Raw genomic sequence first — 13,187 nt, 5'->3', positions numbered from 1 at the left:
TTTTTTTCGTCTCAAATCCGCGTTATTTCTGATTGATATCCTGACGCGTCAGCCCGATGTCACGCAACTGCGCATCACTCAGGTGCGAAAGAATCTCCCGTGTTTCCCGTCTGGCATGCCAGCGTTTTATCGCGCGCACGCCGCCACGAAAGATATCGAGTAAGGTCACGCTGAACGGTTTTGCCGCCCGGTTCTGATCGAATTCCATAATCCCAGCCCTCAGTATGATGTCTGAACGACATTTTCCCTCTGAGGGCGAATGCAATACAGATTCAAAAATCACTTATCTTTAACATACAGATTGCGCCCGTACCGATCTGAATGGTAGAAATAGACGTCATCTGTACTGATTTTTGATCACCGTTAACGCAGCGAGGCACACAATGACGCGCTATCAACATCTGGCCTGTCTGCTTTCAGACCGTATTGAGCAGGGGCTGTATCGCAGCGGCGAACGCTTGCCCTCGGTGCGTACGCTCAGCATCGAGCACGGCGTCAGCATCAGCACCGTGCAGCAGGCTTATCATCTGCTGGAAGAGAAGCAGCTTATCGTGCCGCAGCCGCGTTCCGGCTATTTTGTCGCTAACCGTAAAGCCACGCCGCCGGTTCCCGCAATGACCCGACCCGTACAGCGTCCGGTTGAGATCACCCAGTGGGAATCGGTGCTGGAGTTGCTGAGCAGCCGCATTAATGGCGACGTGCTGCAGCTGGGCAGCGGCATGCCGGACCTGACCCAGCCGACACTCAAGCCGCTGTGGAAAATCATGGGCCGCATGGCGCAGAAGCAGGACATTGATCAGCTCAACTATGACAGCCTGCTCGGCGTGGCAGCGCTGCGCGAGCAGATTGCGCGGCTGACAATTGACAGCGGCTGTCAGCTGACGGCGGAAGAAATTGTCATCACCACCGGTTGCCATGAAGCGCTGTCGGTGTCGATTCGCGCCGCGTGCGAGCCAGGCGATATCATTGCCGTCGAGTCGCCGGCGTTTCACGGCACCATGCAGACACTGCGCGGTCTGGGCATTCGCGCCATTGAAATCCCTACCGATGCGGTCAGCGGGATCAGTCTTGAGGCGCTGGAGCTGGCGTTTGAGCAGTGGCCAATCAAAGCGGTAGTGGTGGTACCCAACTGCAATAATCCGCTTGGATTTATCATGCCGGAAGCGCGTAAGCGCGCGCTGCTGACGCTGGCGCAGCGCTTTGATGCAGCGATCATTGAAGATGATGTTTACGGCGAGCTGGCGTGGGAGTATCCGCGTCCGATCACCATCAAATCGCTGGATATGGATGGCCGCGTGCTGCTGTGCAGTTCGTTTTCCAAAACCCTGGCGCCCGGCTTGCGCGTGGGCTGGGTCGCGCCGGGACGCTATCGCGATCGCGTACTGCACATGAAATATATTGGCACCGGTTCGACGGCAACGCAGCCGCAGTATGCGGTCGCGGAGTTTATTCGTCAGGGCCATTACCTGCCGCATTTGCGCCGCATGCGCCAGGTGTATCAGCGTAACTATGAGACGTTTAGTTGCTGGGTGCGCCACTATTTTCCCTGCGGCATTTGCGTCTCGCGGCCGCAGGGCAGTTTCCTGATGTGGATTGAGCTGCCGGAAGCCTTCGATGCGGTGCGGCTGAATGCGGAGCTGCGGGAGCTGAAAATCCAGGTGGCGGTCGGTTCGCTGTTTTCGGCGGCGGGTAAATATCGCAACTGCCTGCGCCTCAATTATGGTCTGCCAATGAATGAGCAAACCGAGCAGGCGATTGCTAGCCTCGGCGCAGCCGTGGAGCGTGCCATGCAGGCCTGCAGTGCGGAAACGCGCCATATCACCTCCCTGACGGAATAACGGTGGAAAGGCAGGGCCGGACAGAGAGTCGGGGAAGCCAGCCCTGGCCCGCTGCAAGCGACAGCGGGCAGGCTCACTTTAGCGATTGTCCCCGGTCGCGCCAGCCCTGACTGCTGCCGTTTGCGCGCCGTATTCGCGGATTTTTACCGCCGTTGCAGTCAGTTACAACGCTTTTGCGACATGCTCTGGGGATTCTACCAGCGCCAGCAGCTGGCGGGTGGCCGCCTGCCAGTCTTCCGCCTGGGTAATCGCGCTGACCACGGCAATGCTGCCGACACCGGTCGCCAGCACCTCCGGCACGCGCGCCAGCGAAATGCCGCCAATCGCCACGGTGGGAATATGCTGTAGCCGCGCCAGATGGCGCTTCAGCTCGGCAATGCCCTGCGGCGCAGAGGGCATCTCTTTGGTTTGTGTCGGAAAGATGTGGCCGAGCGCAATATAGGACGGACGCAGCGCCAGCGCGCGATCCAGCTCGGCGTCATCGTGTGTCGACAGACCCAGGCGTAAGCCGGCGTGGCGGATAGCATCCAGGTCGGCCACATCCAGGTCCTCCTGACCAAGATGCACACCATAGGCGTTGTACTTAATCGCTAAGCGCCAGTAATCGTTGATAAACAGCCGCGCGCCGTACTGTTTGCCCAGGGCAATGGCATCGCGTACTGCGGCTTCAATCTGGCGATCATCGCCATCTTTGATGCGCAGCTGGAGGGTGCGCACGCCGGCTGCCAGCAGGCGTTCAATCCACAACACGCTATCGACAACCGGATAGAGCCCCAGTTTTGGCGCGGTGGCAGGGAAGGCTTCAGTCATCATTTTTCCTCTTTCAGGGCATCGGCGGCGTGATACAGCTCGCCGCCACGGCTACGGAAGGCATCGGACATTTGCGCCATGCCCAGCGCTATCGGCTGGGCTTCAGCCTGCTGGCGGGCGGCAAATTCGCGCACTTCCTGGGTGATCTTCATTGAACAGAATTTGGGGCCGCACATGGAACAGAAGTGGGCCACTTTGCCGGATTCCTGCGGCAGGGTTTCGTCGTGATAGGCCCGCGCGGTATGCGGATCGAGCGCCAGATTAAACTGATCTTCCCAGCGGAACTCGAAGCGAGCTTTCGACATGGCGTTGTCGCGGATCTGCGCGCCGGGATGGCCTTTAGCCAGATCGGCAGCGTGCGCGGCGATCTTGTAGGTAATCAGCCCCTGCTTAACATCCTCTTTATTCGGCAGGCCAAGGTGCTCTTTCGGCGTGACGTAGCACAGCATCGCGCAGCCAAACCAGCCGATCATGGCGGCGCCAATCCCGGAGGTGAAATGATCGTAGCCCGGCGCGATATCGGTCGTCAGCGGGCCCAGCGTATAAAACGGCGCTTCATGGCAGTGTTCCAGCTGCTCGGTCATATTGCGGCGGATCATCTGCATCGGCACGTGACCGGGGCCTTCAATCATGACCTGCACATCATATTGCCAGGCGATTTGCGTCAGCTCGCCTAAGGTACGCAGTTCGGCAAACTGGGCTTCGTCGTTGGCGTCCTGAATCGAGCCGGGACGTAAACCATCACCGAGCGACAGCGCGACATCATAGGCGGCGCAGATTTCACAGATTTCGCGGAAATGCTGGTAGAGGAAGTTTTCCTGATGATGTGACAGGCACCACTTCGCCATGATTGAGCCGCCGCGCGACACGATGCCGGTCAGCCGTTGTGCGGTCATCGGCACATAGCGCAGCAGCACGCCCGCGTGAATGGTGAAGTAATCAACACCCTGCTCAGCCTGTTCCAGCAGGGTATCGCGGAAAATGTCCCAGTTAAGATCTTCTGCAATACCGTTGACCTTTTCCAGCGCCTGATAGATTGGCACCGTGCCGATCGGCACCGGACTGTTGCGCAAAATCCACTCGCGCGTTTCATGGATATAGCGGCCGGTCGACAGATCCATCACGGTATCTGCCCCCCAGCGCGTGGCCCACACCAGTTTTTCCACTTCCTCTTCAATCGACGAACTTACCGCCGAGTTGCCGATGTTGGCGTTGACCTTCACCAGAAAATTGCGGCCGATAATCATCGGCTCCGATTCCGGATGATTGATGTTGGCAGGAATGATGGCGCGGCCGCTGGCCACTTCAGCGCGCACGAATTCGGCGCTGATATTCTCTGGCAGCTGCGCACCAAAGCCGTGGCCGGCGTGCTGCTGCAACAGCGTTGCACTGCGGATACGCTCACGTCCCATGTTTTCGCGCAGCGCGATAAACTCCATCTCCGGCGTGATGATGCCCTGACGTGCATAGTGCAGCTGCGTGACGCGGCGACCCGCTTTGGCCCGGCGCGGCAGCGGCAGGTGTTCAAAACGCAGATGATCCAGCCCGTCATCCGCCAGCCGCTGCTGACTGTAGCTTGAGCTGAGTGCGCTGATGGTTTCGCTGTCGTTGCGTTCGGCGATCCAGCCGGCGCGCAATTTTGCCAGACCCTGATGCACATTGATGGTCGCGTGGGGATCGCCATAGGCACCGGCAGTGTCATACACCGGCACCGGTTCATTTTCTGCGTATTGCGGATGATCTTTGCTGCCGCCGGTGTGCGTCGGGCTGAGCTGAATTTCGCGCATCGGGACGCGGATATCCGCGCGGCTGCCGCTGATCCAGATCCGTTTTGAGTTAGGGAAGGCGGTTCCCTGGAGCGAATCGATAAATTTTTGCGCCTGCGCGCGTTGTTCACGACGTGAGGTTTTAGCATCAGACATAGCAAGTTTCCTGAAAACAAGGGGGAAGCTGCTTGTCCGGAGTCCGGAAGGAGTAACAGAAACGGTGCCGGGCGCCTGACTGCACCGTGCTGATCACATCTACTCTTGTTCCCTTCGCAGGTACTAACCTGATCAGGTTCCGCGGATCCCGAATTAACGGTCTCAGCCCCTAAGGGCACTCCGACAAGTTTACGTTTTACGCGATTAGCGACTTTATTGACTGCTGCACGCTGCGCTTATATCGCAAAGTTTGATTGTGGATTGTCGTTAAAAAGACAATAAAAAAGCCCATTCAGCATAAAAGGGCTTTTCCTGAATAACAAGTCTTTTACAACTGCAGCGGTTCAGGCCGGACGAGCAATGGTGCTGTCATTGGCCACCGGCGGGCGCGCCAGCTGGTTATCCCAGGCGAGCTGAATCAGTTTGTCTTCCAGCGTAAAGCGTGACTCCAGCGCTTCGCCCACCTCTGACAGCGCCTGCTGGAAATCCACGCAGTTGTCGTCATTAATGGCCTGCTGCAGATGGCTGTCATACAGTTGCATCAGACGTTCAGTATTGCCTTCCAGCGCCGGATAGATCTGCGCCGCCGCAATCATCGGGCTGTCGCCGGACATCTCGCTGATGATGCGCTCGTAAACGCTGAAGTGGCCGGTAGAGAGATAGTCCACCAGACGATGGCAAAACGCATCCAGCGCCTGTTCATCCAGCGCGGTCAGCGCTTCTTTGTTCGGCTTCATGCCAATTAACTCGTAATAGGTGACGAGCAGCTGTCGACGGGCGCGCAACCATGAGTCGACTAATTCATTACCGCCACCTACACGCTCGGTCAGGTTATCTAACTGGGTAAGCATACGGGGCTCCAGGTGAGTTATAGTTGTTTATTACACACTTAACATCAGGATTTCAGCGTGCCATTTGACGCTAAGGACAACGATTAAGATGCAACGTGAGATCTCAAGCGTAGACGCTGGCTGGTGGATTGTCAGCTCCGCGCAGAAACTTTGGTTGCCGCAAGGCGAGTTGCCGCATGGCTTATCCGGCGAGTTTGGCCTGACCGGCAGCAGCGGCAGAGTGATTGGCGAGTGGCAGGGCGAAAACGTCTGGCTGGTATGCGAAGCGCGTCCGGACAATATGGCCTCGGTGCGCCAGCTGATTGACGAAGATGTCGGTCTGTTTCAGCTCGCCGGGCGCGGCGTGCAGCTGGCAGAGTTCTACCGTTCGCATCGCTGGTGCGGCTATTGCGGCCATGAAATGCAGCACAGCAAGCGCGAATTTGCCTGCCTGTGCAGCCACTGCCGCGAGCGCTACTATCCGCAAATCGCCCCCTGCATCATTGTGGCGATTCGTCGCGGTGAGGAGATCCTGCTGGCAAACCATGCGCGCCATCGCAACAGCATCTACACCGTGCTGGCCGGTTTTGTCGAAGTCGGCGAAACGCTGGAGCAGGCGGTGGCCCGCGAGGTGATGGAAGAGAGCAACGTGCGGGTAAAAAATGTGCGTTACGTGACCTCGCAGCCGTGGCCGTTCCCGCACTCGCTGATGATGGCGTTCATGGCGGAGTACGATGGCGGCGAGCTGCAGCACGATGGTAAAGAGCTGCTGGATGCTGGCTGGTATCGCTACGACGATCTGCCCCTGTTGCCGCCGCCGGGCACCGTGGCGCGCCGGCTGATTGAAGATACGGTTGCGCTGTGTCGCGCCAGCGCGGCGTGAAAATGCTACACTGCCGGCCTTAGCATGAGAGAGCCCATTATGAGTGAACTGAAGAACGATCGTTATCTGCGCGCCCTGTTACGCCAGCCGGTGGATATCACCCCGGTATGGATGATGCGACAAGCCGGGCGTTACCTGCCGGAATACAAAGCCACGCGCGCTGAAGCCGGTGATTTTATGTCGCTGTGTAAGAACGCGGAGCTGGCGTGCGAAGTCACCCTGCAGCCGCTGCGCCGCTATGCGCTGGATGCCGCGATCCTCTTCAGCGATATCCTGACCATTCCGGATGCGATGGGCCTGGGGCTCTACTTTGAGACCGGCGAAGGCCCGCGTTTCTCTCACCCCATCGCCTGCCGTGCCGATGTGGATAAACTACCGGTGCCGGATCCGGAGCAGGAGCTGGGTTACGTGATGAATGCGGTGCGCACCATCCGTCATAACCTCAAGGGCGAAGTGCCGCTGATCGGTTTCTCCGGCAGCCCGTGGACGCTGGCAACCTACATGGTAGAAGGCGGCAGCAGTAAGGCTTTCACCAAAATCAAGAAGATGATGTACGCCGAGCCACAGACGCTGCACGCGCTGCTGGATAAGCTGGCAGAGAGCGTGATCCTTTACCTCAACGCGCAGATTAAAGCGGGTGCGCAGTCGGTGATGGTGTTTGATACCTGGGGCGGCGTGCTGACCGGGCGCGACTATCGCGAGTTCTCGCTCTATTACATGCACAAAATCGTCGACAGCGTGCTGCATGAGAACGAAGGACGACGCGTGCCCATCACCCTGTTTACCAAGGGCGGCGGCCAGTGGCTGGAAGAGATGGCGGCCACCGGCTGTGATGCGCTGGGCCTTGACTGGACCACCGATATTGGCGAAGCGCGGCGCCGTGTGGGCGATAAAGTCGCGCTGCAGGGCAACATGGATCCGTCTATGCTGTATGCACCCCCTGCACGAATTGAGCAGGAAGTGGCAGGGATTCTGGAAGGCTTTGGCGCAGGCGAAGGCCACGTCTTCAACCTCGGTCACGGGATTCATCAGGATGTTCCGCCAGAGCACGCTGGCGCGTTTGTGGAGGCGGTGCATCGGTTATCACGACCATATCATCAGGGATAAGCATGGATTTAGCCGCACTACGACAGCAACAGGTACAGCTCGCCGCCAGCGTGGTGCGGCAGGATGATTTTGACGTACTGCCGCCGCGCTTTATTGGCGGCGCCGATGTCGGTTTTGAACAGGGCGGCGAGGTAACGCGCGCCGCCCTGGTGATCCTCGAATACCCTTCATTAACGCTGGTGGAGCATCGCATCGCGCGTGTCGCGACCACCATGCCTTACATCCCCGGTTTTCTCTCGTTTCGCGAAATTCCAGCCCTGCAGGCGGCGTGGCAGCAATTGTCGCAGCGGCCCGATCTGCTGTTCGTCGACGGCCATGGCATCTCTCATCCGCGCCGGCTGGGCGTTGCTGCGCATTTCGGCTCGCTGCTGGATGTGCCGACCATCGGCGTAGCAAAAAAGCGCCTGTGCGGCCGTTTCGCTGAGCTGGATGCGGCACCGGGCAGTCGTCAGCCGCTGATGGATAAAGGCGAGCAGATTGCCTGGGTGTGGCGCAGCAAGACGCGCTGCAACCCGCTGTTTGTCTCAACCGGCCACCGCGTCAGCCTCGACAGCGCACTGCACTGGGTTGAGGCCTGCATGGCTGGCTACCGCTTGCCGGAGCCAACGCGCTGGGCTGATGCGGTGGCATCTGGCCGTCCCGCTTTTGTGAAGTGGCAAAATGCGCGCTAACGCTGTTTGTGTGCGGCTTTTGCGGTACACTGCCGCCAGCTAATCTACCGAGAGTAAGTTTGATGTTACAGAACCCCGTCCATTTGCGTCTGGCGAAGCTGGAAAGCTGGCAGCACATGACCTTTATGGCCTGTCTGTGCGAGCGGATGTTCCCCAATTACTGGGCCTTCTGTCAGCAGACCGAGTTTGCCGATCCGCAGCTCTATCGCCGCATTCTCGACCTGGTGTGGGAAAGCCTGACGGTGAAGGATGCCAAAATCAATTTCGACAGCCAGCTGGAGAAACTGGAAGCGGCGATCCCAAACGGTGACGACTTTGACGTTTACGGCGTGCACCCGGCGATTGACGCCTGCGTGGCGCTGAGTGAACTCCTGCACGCGCAGCTGAGCGGTGAAACGCTGGAGCACGCCATCGAAGTCAGCCGCACGTCGATCACCACCGTGGCCATCCTCGAAATGACCCAGGCCGGTCGCGAAATGAGCGACGAAGAGCTGCGTGACAACCAGGCGGTAATAGACGAATGGGACCTGCAGTGGGAGATTTTTCGCCTGCTGGCAGAGTGCGAAGAACGGGACCTGGAGCTAATCAAAGGGCTACGTGCAGACCTGCGTGAAGCCGGAATCAGTAACATCGGTATAATTTTTCAGCAATAAGGCGAGAAAACGTGACTTCAGGCCCGAATTACCGCGCCTGGAGGCTTCACATCAGCCCCCTGTCTGGTCTACATTTGGGGGGCTGAAAATTGTGGCTATCGGTGCGTGCAGGCTGAAGAGTGCCAGAATATGGCTTTTCCCTCGCACTCGTTGCTTAGCAAGCGATAAATACACTTTAAGGATAACTTATGAACAAGACTCAACTGATTGATGTGATCGCAGAGAAAGCGGACCTGTCTAAAACCCAGGCTAAAGCTGCGCTGGAATCTACCCTGGCTGCGATCACTGAGTCTCTGAAAGAAGGTGATGCTGTACAACTGGTTGGTTTTGGTACTTTTAAAGTGAACCACCGCGCTGAGCGTACCGGTCGCAACCCGCAGACTGGCAAAGAGATCAAAATCGCTGCAGCTAACGTGCCAGCGTTCGTCTCTGGTAAAGCACTGAAAGACGCTGTTAAGTAAGTTTTCCGCATCGCGGTTTAGCTTTAAAAGAGGGGCGATTTCGCCCCTTTTTGTTACCGGGGCCTGCTATGCTGAACATCTCTCCTCAGCGCCTCTGCGCCATCCTCCTCGGGGTATTACTCACCGGCTGCAGTGCCACTCCCGATCTTCCGGCTTTCACCGCCAGCGGCTATCTGTCTGACCGTGGCACGGTGCGAATCTGGCGTAAAAACGGCGACCACGAAGCCGTCCATCTGCGTACCGTCTATACCCCTTTCAATGGCGATAGCCGGGAAACCACCGACTATATCTGGCAGGCGGATAAACTGCTGAGCGTGGAACGGCACGTCACTGGCCAGCAGCCGGACGACGTAACCCTGCGTTTCGACCATCAGGGCAACCTCAATTTTATGCAGCGACAGCTGGCTGGCCGGCGTGAAGCCGTCAGCGCCGACAGCGTCGAGCTGTACCGGTTTGACGCGCAGCGCATGCTGGCGCAGAGCAATGCACTGCTGAGTGGCCGGGTACTGTTGCGGCAGGGGCACTGGCAGGGCGGTACGCAGGTTCGTGACTGTGAGGGGCAGCAGGTGAATGTGGCGTTCGATCGCGACACGCTGGCAACGCTGTATCGACAACAGCAGGGGCAGCAACAGCCGATTACCCTGTCGTGGCTGGAAGCGCCAGAGGGGATTCAGCTGCTGCGTGCCACGCCGGAAGATGAGTGCCGCTGGCAGCCGAAAGAGGCCGATTTTTAGCGGCGACCGGCTGGCCGCCGCCGGGGGCTTACTTGCGGTTAATCGCGCGGTAACCGATATCATTACGGCAGAAGCTGCCGTTCCATGAGATGTGCTGCGCCAGCGCGTAAGCATTCTTCTGCGCTGCCGCCACATCTTCACCCAGCGCAGTCACGCACAGTACGCGACCGCCGCTGGTCACCACCAGGTCATCTTTCAGGGTGGTGCCGGCATGGAATACCTTCCCGTCCGCGACATCTTCCAGCGGCAGACCGTGGATCTGATCGCCCGTGTTGTAGTCGCCCGGATAACCGCCAGCGGCCAGCACCACGCCGAGTGACGGGCGCGGATCCCACTGTGACTGCTGCTGATCGAGCGTGCCGTCGACGGCGGCGAGGCACAGCGCGACCAGATCCGACTGCAGGCGCAGCATGATCGGCTGCGTTTCCGGATCGCCGAAGCGGCAGTTGAATTCGATCACCTTCGGCTGACCGGCTTTGTCGATCATCAGACCGGCATACAGGAAACCGGTGTAGGTGTTACCTTCCGCTTTCATGCCGTTGACGGTTGGCCAGATGATCTGATCCATCACGCGCTGGTGGATCTCATCGGTCACTACCGGTGCCGGTGAGTAAGCGCCCATGCCACCGGTGTTCGGGCCGGTGTCGCCGTCGCCAACACGTTTGTGATCCTGGCTGGTGGCCATTGGCAGGACGTTATCGCCGTCCACCATCACGATGAAGCTGGCTTCTTCACCATCAAGGAATTCTTCGATGACGATGCGGTGACCTGCGTCGCCGAACGCATTGCCGGCCAGCATGTCCTGCACTGCCGCTTCCGCTTCTGCCAGCGTCATGGCGACAATGACGCCTTTACCCGCGGCCAGACCGTCCGCTTTGATGACGATCGGCGCGCCTTTCTCACGCAGGTAAGCCAGCGCGGGTTCCACCTCGGTGAAGTTCTGGTATTCCGCCGTCGGGATCTGCTGGCGGGCAAGGAAATCTTTGGTGAAGGCTTTTGAGCCCTCCAGCTGCGCGGCCGCCTGCGTCGGGCCAAAGATTTTCAGGCCGGCAGCGCGAAACGCATCGACTACGCCAATCACCAGCGGCGCTTCCGGTCCGACGATGGTCAGGTCGATGTTTTCCTGCTGCGCAAACGCCAGCAGTGCCGGAATATCGGTGGCGCTGATGGCCACGTTCTGCAGGGCCGGCTCCAGCGCGGTACCGGCGTTGCCTGGCGCAACAAATACCGTTTCTGCCAGCGGCGACTGTGCTGCTTTCCACGCCAGCGCGTGTTCACGTCCACCATTACCAATCACTAAAATTTTCATCGTTACGGCTCCAGGCTATTAATGGCGGAAATGACGCATGTCAGTGAAGATCATCGCGATGCCGTGCTCGTCGGCGGCAGCAATAACTTCATCATCGCGAATGGAACCGCCCGGCTGGATCACACAGGTGATGCCCACTGCTGCTGCGGCATCAATGCCATCGCGGAACGGGAAGAAGGCGTCGGAAGCCATGGCGGAACCCTTCACCTCCAGTCCTTCGTCAGCGGCTTTGATGCCGGCAATTTTGGCAGAGTAAACGCGGCTCATCTGGCCCGCGCCAATACCGATCGTCATGTTGTCGCGTGCATACACAATGGCGTTGGATTTAACGAACTTCGCCACTTTCCAGCAGAACAGCGCGTCACGCAGCTCCTGTTCGGTCGGCTGACGTTGGCTGACAACGCGCAGCTGGCTGGCATCGACCATACCGAGATCGCGATCCTGAACCAGCAGTCCACCGTTGACGCGTTTGAAGTCGAGACCGGCCACGCGGCTCTGCCACTGACCGCACACCAGAACGCGGACGTTCTGTTTGGCTGCGGTCACGCGCAGTGCCGCTTCACTGGCCGATGGCGCAATAATGACTTCCACGAACTGACGGCTGATGATCGCCTGCGCGGTCGCTTCATCCAGCTCACGGTTAAAGGCGATGATGCCGCCGAACGCCGAGGTCGGATCGGTTTTATAAGCGCGCTCGTAGGCGGCAAGAATTGAATCGCCTACGGCGACGCCGCATGGGTTAGCGTGCTTGACGATAACGCAGGCTGGCTCGCTGAACTCCTTGACGCACTCCAGTGCCGCATCGGTATCGGCAATATTGTTGTAGGACAGCGCTTTGCCCTGCAGCTGCTGTGCGGTGGCGACCGACGCTTCGCTGACTTGCTCTTCAATATAGAAAGCAGCGTCCTGATGGCTGTTCTCGCCGTAACGCATATCCTGCTTTTTAATAAAGTTGAGGTTCAGGGTGCGCGGGAAGCGGCCCGCCGGCGCAGAGCTTTCGCCGTGATAGGCCGGTACCAGGCTGCCAAAGTAGTTGGCAATCATGCTGTCGTAAGCGGCAGTGTGTTCGAAGGCTTTGATTGCCAGATCGAAACGGGTTTCCAGCGTCAGGGAGTTTTCGTTGGCATCGAGCTCCGCGATGATCGCGTCGTAGTCACTGCTCTTCACCACGATCGCCACGTCTTTGTGGTTCTTGGCTGCCGAGCGCACCATAGTGGGACCGCCGATATCAATGTTCTCAACGGCATCTTCCAGGCTGCAGTCAGGTTTCGCCACGGTCTGGGCAAAGGGATAGAGGTTAACGACCACCATGTCGATAGGATTGATGGCGTGCTCGGCCATGATGGCATCATCAGTGCCGCGACGGCCCAGAATGCCACCGTGCACTTTGGGGTGCAGCGTTTTGACGCGTCCATCCATCATTTCCGGGAAACCGGTGTAGTCAGAAACTTCCGTGACGGGCAGGCCGGCATCTGCCAGCAGGCGCGCGGTGCCACCTGTGGAGAGCAGCTCAACACCACGATGGGAGAGGGCCTGAGCAAATTCGAGGATACCGGCTTTGTCAGAGACACTGAGCAGAGCGCGGCGTACAGGACGACGTTGTTGCATGGTGGTTTTATCCCTTGGCTTTGTTTCGCGTAAATAAGAGCGTTACATCAGGCTTAACTTTCTCTCTCTATATATAGAAGAGAACATTTACCTCAGGTAACGCCCCAGAAGGGGCATCCTTGACGTCGCGGGGCATTGTAGCGAAAACGTTTGCGCGATGCTCGCCTAAATTTATTACCGGCTGCAGATGTGGATAACTTTGTGTGTAACCGGGTATAAGACGGGGTTTTGCTGTGGAATGCAGCGAACGATTGTTTTTATTGAATTTAGCGGTTGCGCGTGCCGAACAACTCCCTATAATGCGCCTCCATCGACACGGCACAACGACTTACGGAATGCGGTGTAGACAGGAAGCTTCGTT

At 58.4% G+C, this 13,187-nt stretch carries 13 protein-coding genes and 1 riboswitch; of the genes, 7 read left to right on the top strand and 6 right to left on the bottom strand.

Features of this window, described 5'->3' with window-relative positions; genetic code table 11:
* Positions 1-22: 22 nt before the first annotated feature.
* Complete coding sequence (locus AC6I79_RS18790; RefSeq protein WP_021508203.1) at positions 23-208, bottom strand: DUF1127 domain-containing protein; 186 nt, start codon at positions 206-208, stop codon at positions 23-25.
* 175 nt (positions 209-383) lie between these two features.
* On the opposite strand from AC6I79_RS18790, the gene AC6I79_RS18785 reads away from it, so the two are divergent.
* Positions 384-1,838 (top strand): aminotransferase-like domain-containing protein, encoded by a 1,455-nt coding sequence (locus tag AC6I79_RS18785; RefSeq protein WP_159377820.1) that lies wholly within the window; start codon positions 384-386, stop codon positions 1,836-1,838.
* Positions 1,839-2,000: 162 nt separating this feature from the next.
* On the opposite strand, the gene thiE is transcribed toward AC6I79_RS18785, so the two are convergent.
* From thiE to AC6I79_RS18770, 3 genes are all read right to left on the bottom strand, one after another.
* A complete protein-coding gene (gene thiE, locus AC6I79_RS18780; protein ID WP_021508201.1) occupies positions 2,001-2,648 on the bottom strand; it encodes a thiamine phosphate synthase in 648 nt (215 codons plus the stop codon).
* Entirely contained in the window at positions 2,648-4,570 is a 1,923-nt protein-coding gene (thiC, locus tag AC6I79_RS18775) for a phosphomethylpyrimidine synthase ThiC (RefSeq protein ID WP_021508200.1), read from the bottom strand. The genes thiE and thiC overlap by 1 nt, the downstream gene beginning before the upstream one ends.
* A gap of 92 nt (positions 4,571-4,662) precedes the next feature.
* Positions 4,663-4,763, bottom strand: a riboswitch (TPP riboswitch).
* 151 nt (positions 4,764-4,914) lie between these two features.
* A complete protein-coding gene (locus AC6I79_RS18770; protein ID WP_021508199.1) occupies positions 4,915-5,421 on the bottom strand; it encodes an Rsd/AlgQ family anti-sigma factor in 507 nt (168 codons plus the stop codon).
* Positions 5,422-5,509: 88 nt separating this feature from the next.
* Here AC6I79_RS18770 and nudC point away from each other — a divergent pair, with 88 nt between their 5' ends.
* The 6 genes from nudC to AC6I79_RS18740 all read left to right on the top strand — a co-directional run bounded on the left by nudC (position 5,510) and on the right by AC6I79_RS18740 (position 9,909).
* Complete coding sequence (gene nudC, locus AC6I79_RS18765) at positions 5,510-6,283, top strand: NAD(+) diphosphatase (RefSeq protein WP_021508198.1); 774 nt, start codon at positions 5,510-5,512, stop codon at positions 6,281-6,283.
* 39 nt (positions 6,284-6,322) lie between these two features.
* On the top strand, positions 6,323-7,390 hold the full coding sequence (gene hemE / locus AC6I79_RS18760) for a uroporphyrinogen decarboxylase (RefSeq protein WP_058769978.1): 1,068 nt from the start codon (positions 6,323-6,325) through the stop codon (positions 7,388-7,390).
* A gap of 2 nt (positions 7,391-7,392) precedes the next feature.
* Complete coding sequence (gene nfi / locus AC6I79_RS18755; RefSeq protein ID WP_058781855.1) at positions 7,393-8,061, top strand: deoxyribonuclease V; 669 nt, start codon at positions 7,393-7,395, stop codon at positions 8,059-8,061.
* A 62-nt stretch (positions 8,062-8,123) separates the two neighbouring features.
* Positions 8,124-8,714 (top strand): YjaG family protein, encoded by a 591-nt coding sequence (locus AC6I79_RS18750; protein WP_031279834.1) that lies wholly within the window; start codon positions 8,124-8,126, stop codon positions 8,712-8,714.
* Positions 8,715-8,902: 188 nt separating this feature from the next.
* A complete protein-coding gene (hupA, locus tag AC6I79_RS18745) occupies positions 8,903-9,175 on the top strand; it encodes a nucleoid-associated protein HU-alpha (protein WP_006121511.1) in 273 nt (90 codons plus the stop codon).
* Positions 9,176-9,243: 68 nt separating this feature from the next.
* Positions 9,244-9,909 (top strand): DUF1481 domain-containing protein, encoded by a 666-nt coding sequence (locus tag AC6I79_RS18740; RefSeq protein WP_021508194.1) that lies wholly within the window; start codon positions 9,244-9,246, stop codon positions 9,907-9,909.
* 28 nt (positions 9,910-9,937) lie between these two features.
* Here the strand turns inward: AC6I79_RS18740 and purD are convergent, their stop codons facing one another.
* Positions 9,938-11,218 carry a phosphoribosylamine--glycine ligase gene (purD, locus tag AC6I79_RS18735; RefSeq protein ID WP_150361801.1) on the bottom strand — a complete coding sequence of 427 codons (1,281 nt, stop codon included), beginning with the start codon at positions 11,216-11,218 and terminating at the stop codon, positions 9,938-9,940.
* An 18-nt stretch (positions 11,219-11,236) separates the two neighbouring features.
* Positions 11,237-12,826, bottom strand: a complete 1,590-nt coding sequence (gene purH / locus AC6I79_RS18730; protein ID WP_058776450.1) for a bifunctional phosphoribosylaminoimidazolecarboxamide formyltransferase/IMP cyclohydrolase — start codon at positions 12,824-12,826, stop codon at positions 11,237-11,239.
* Positions 12,827-13,187 lie beyond the last annotated feature (361 nt).

It is taken from the genome of gamma proteobacterium symbiont of Scutellera amethystina (assembly GCF_059730845.1).
This window is presented reverse-complemented; position numbering and strand designations above follow the sequence as displayed.

What these genes read in the sequence shown, in the direction of transcription:
- AC6I79_RS18790 (WP_021508203.1), bottom strand. Translation starts at nt 208, where the DNA reads ATGGAATTCGATCAGAACCGGGCGGCAAAACCGTTCAGCGTGACCTTA.
- AC6I79_RS18785 (WP_159377820.1), top strand. Translation starts at nt 384, where the DNA reads ATGACGCGCTATCAACATCTGGCCTGTCTGCTTTCAGACCGTATTGAG.
- thiE (WP_021508201.1), bottom strand. Translation starts at nt 2,648, where the DNA reads ATGACTGAAGCCTTCCCTGCCACCGCGCCAAAACTGGGGCTCTATCCG.
- thiC (WP_021508200.1), bottom strand. Translation starts at nt 4,570, where the DNA reads ATGTCTGATGCTAAAACCTCACGTCGTGAACAACGCGCGCAGGCGCAA.
- AC6I79_RS18770 (WP_021508199.1), bottom strand. Translation starts at nt 5,421, where the DNA reads ATGCTTACCCAGTTAGATAACCTGACCGAGCGTGTAGGTGGCGGTAAT.
- nudC (WP_021508198.1), top strand. Translation starts at nt 5,510, where the DNA reads ATGCAACGTGAGATCTCAAGCGTAGACGCTGGCTGGTGGATTGTCAGC.
- hemE (WP_058769978.1), top strand. Translation starts at nt 6,323, where the DNA reads ATGAGTGAACTGAAGAACGATCGTTATCTGCGCGCCCTGTTACGCCAG.
- nfi (WP_058781855.1), top strand. Translation starts at nt 7,393, where the DNA reads ATGGATTTAGCCGCACTACGACAGCAACAGGTACAGCTCGCCGCCAGC.
- AC6I79_RS18750 (WP_031279834.1), top strand. Translation starts at nt 8,124, where the DNA reads ATGTTACAGAACCCCGTCCATTTGCGTCTGGCGAAGCTGGAAAGCTGG.
- hupA (WP_006121511.1), top strand. Translation starts at nt 8,903, where the DNA reads ATGAACAAGACTCAACTGATTGATGTGATCGCAGAGAAAGCGGACCTG.
- AC6I79_RS18740 (WP_021508194.1), top strand. Translation starts at nt 9,244, where the DNA reads ATGCTGAACATCTCTCCTCAGCGCCTCTGCGCCATCCTCCTCGGGGTA.
- purD (WP_150361801.1), bottom strand. Translation starts at nt 11,218, where the DNA reads ATGAAAATTTTAGTGATTGGTAATGGTGGACGTGAACACGCGCTGGCG.
- purH (WP_058776450.1), bottom strand. Translation starts at nt 12,826, where the DNA reads ATGCAACAACGTCGTCCTGTACGCCGCGCTCTGCTCAGTGTCTCTGAC.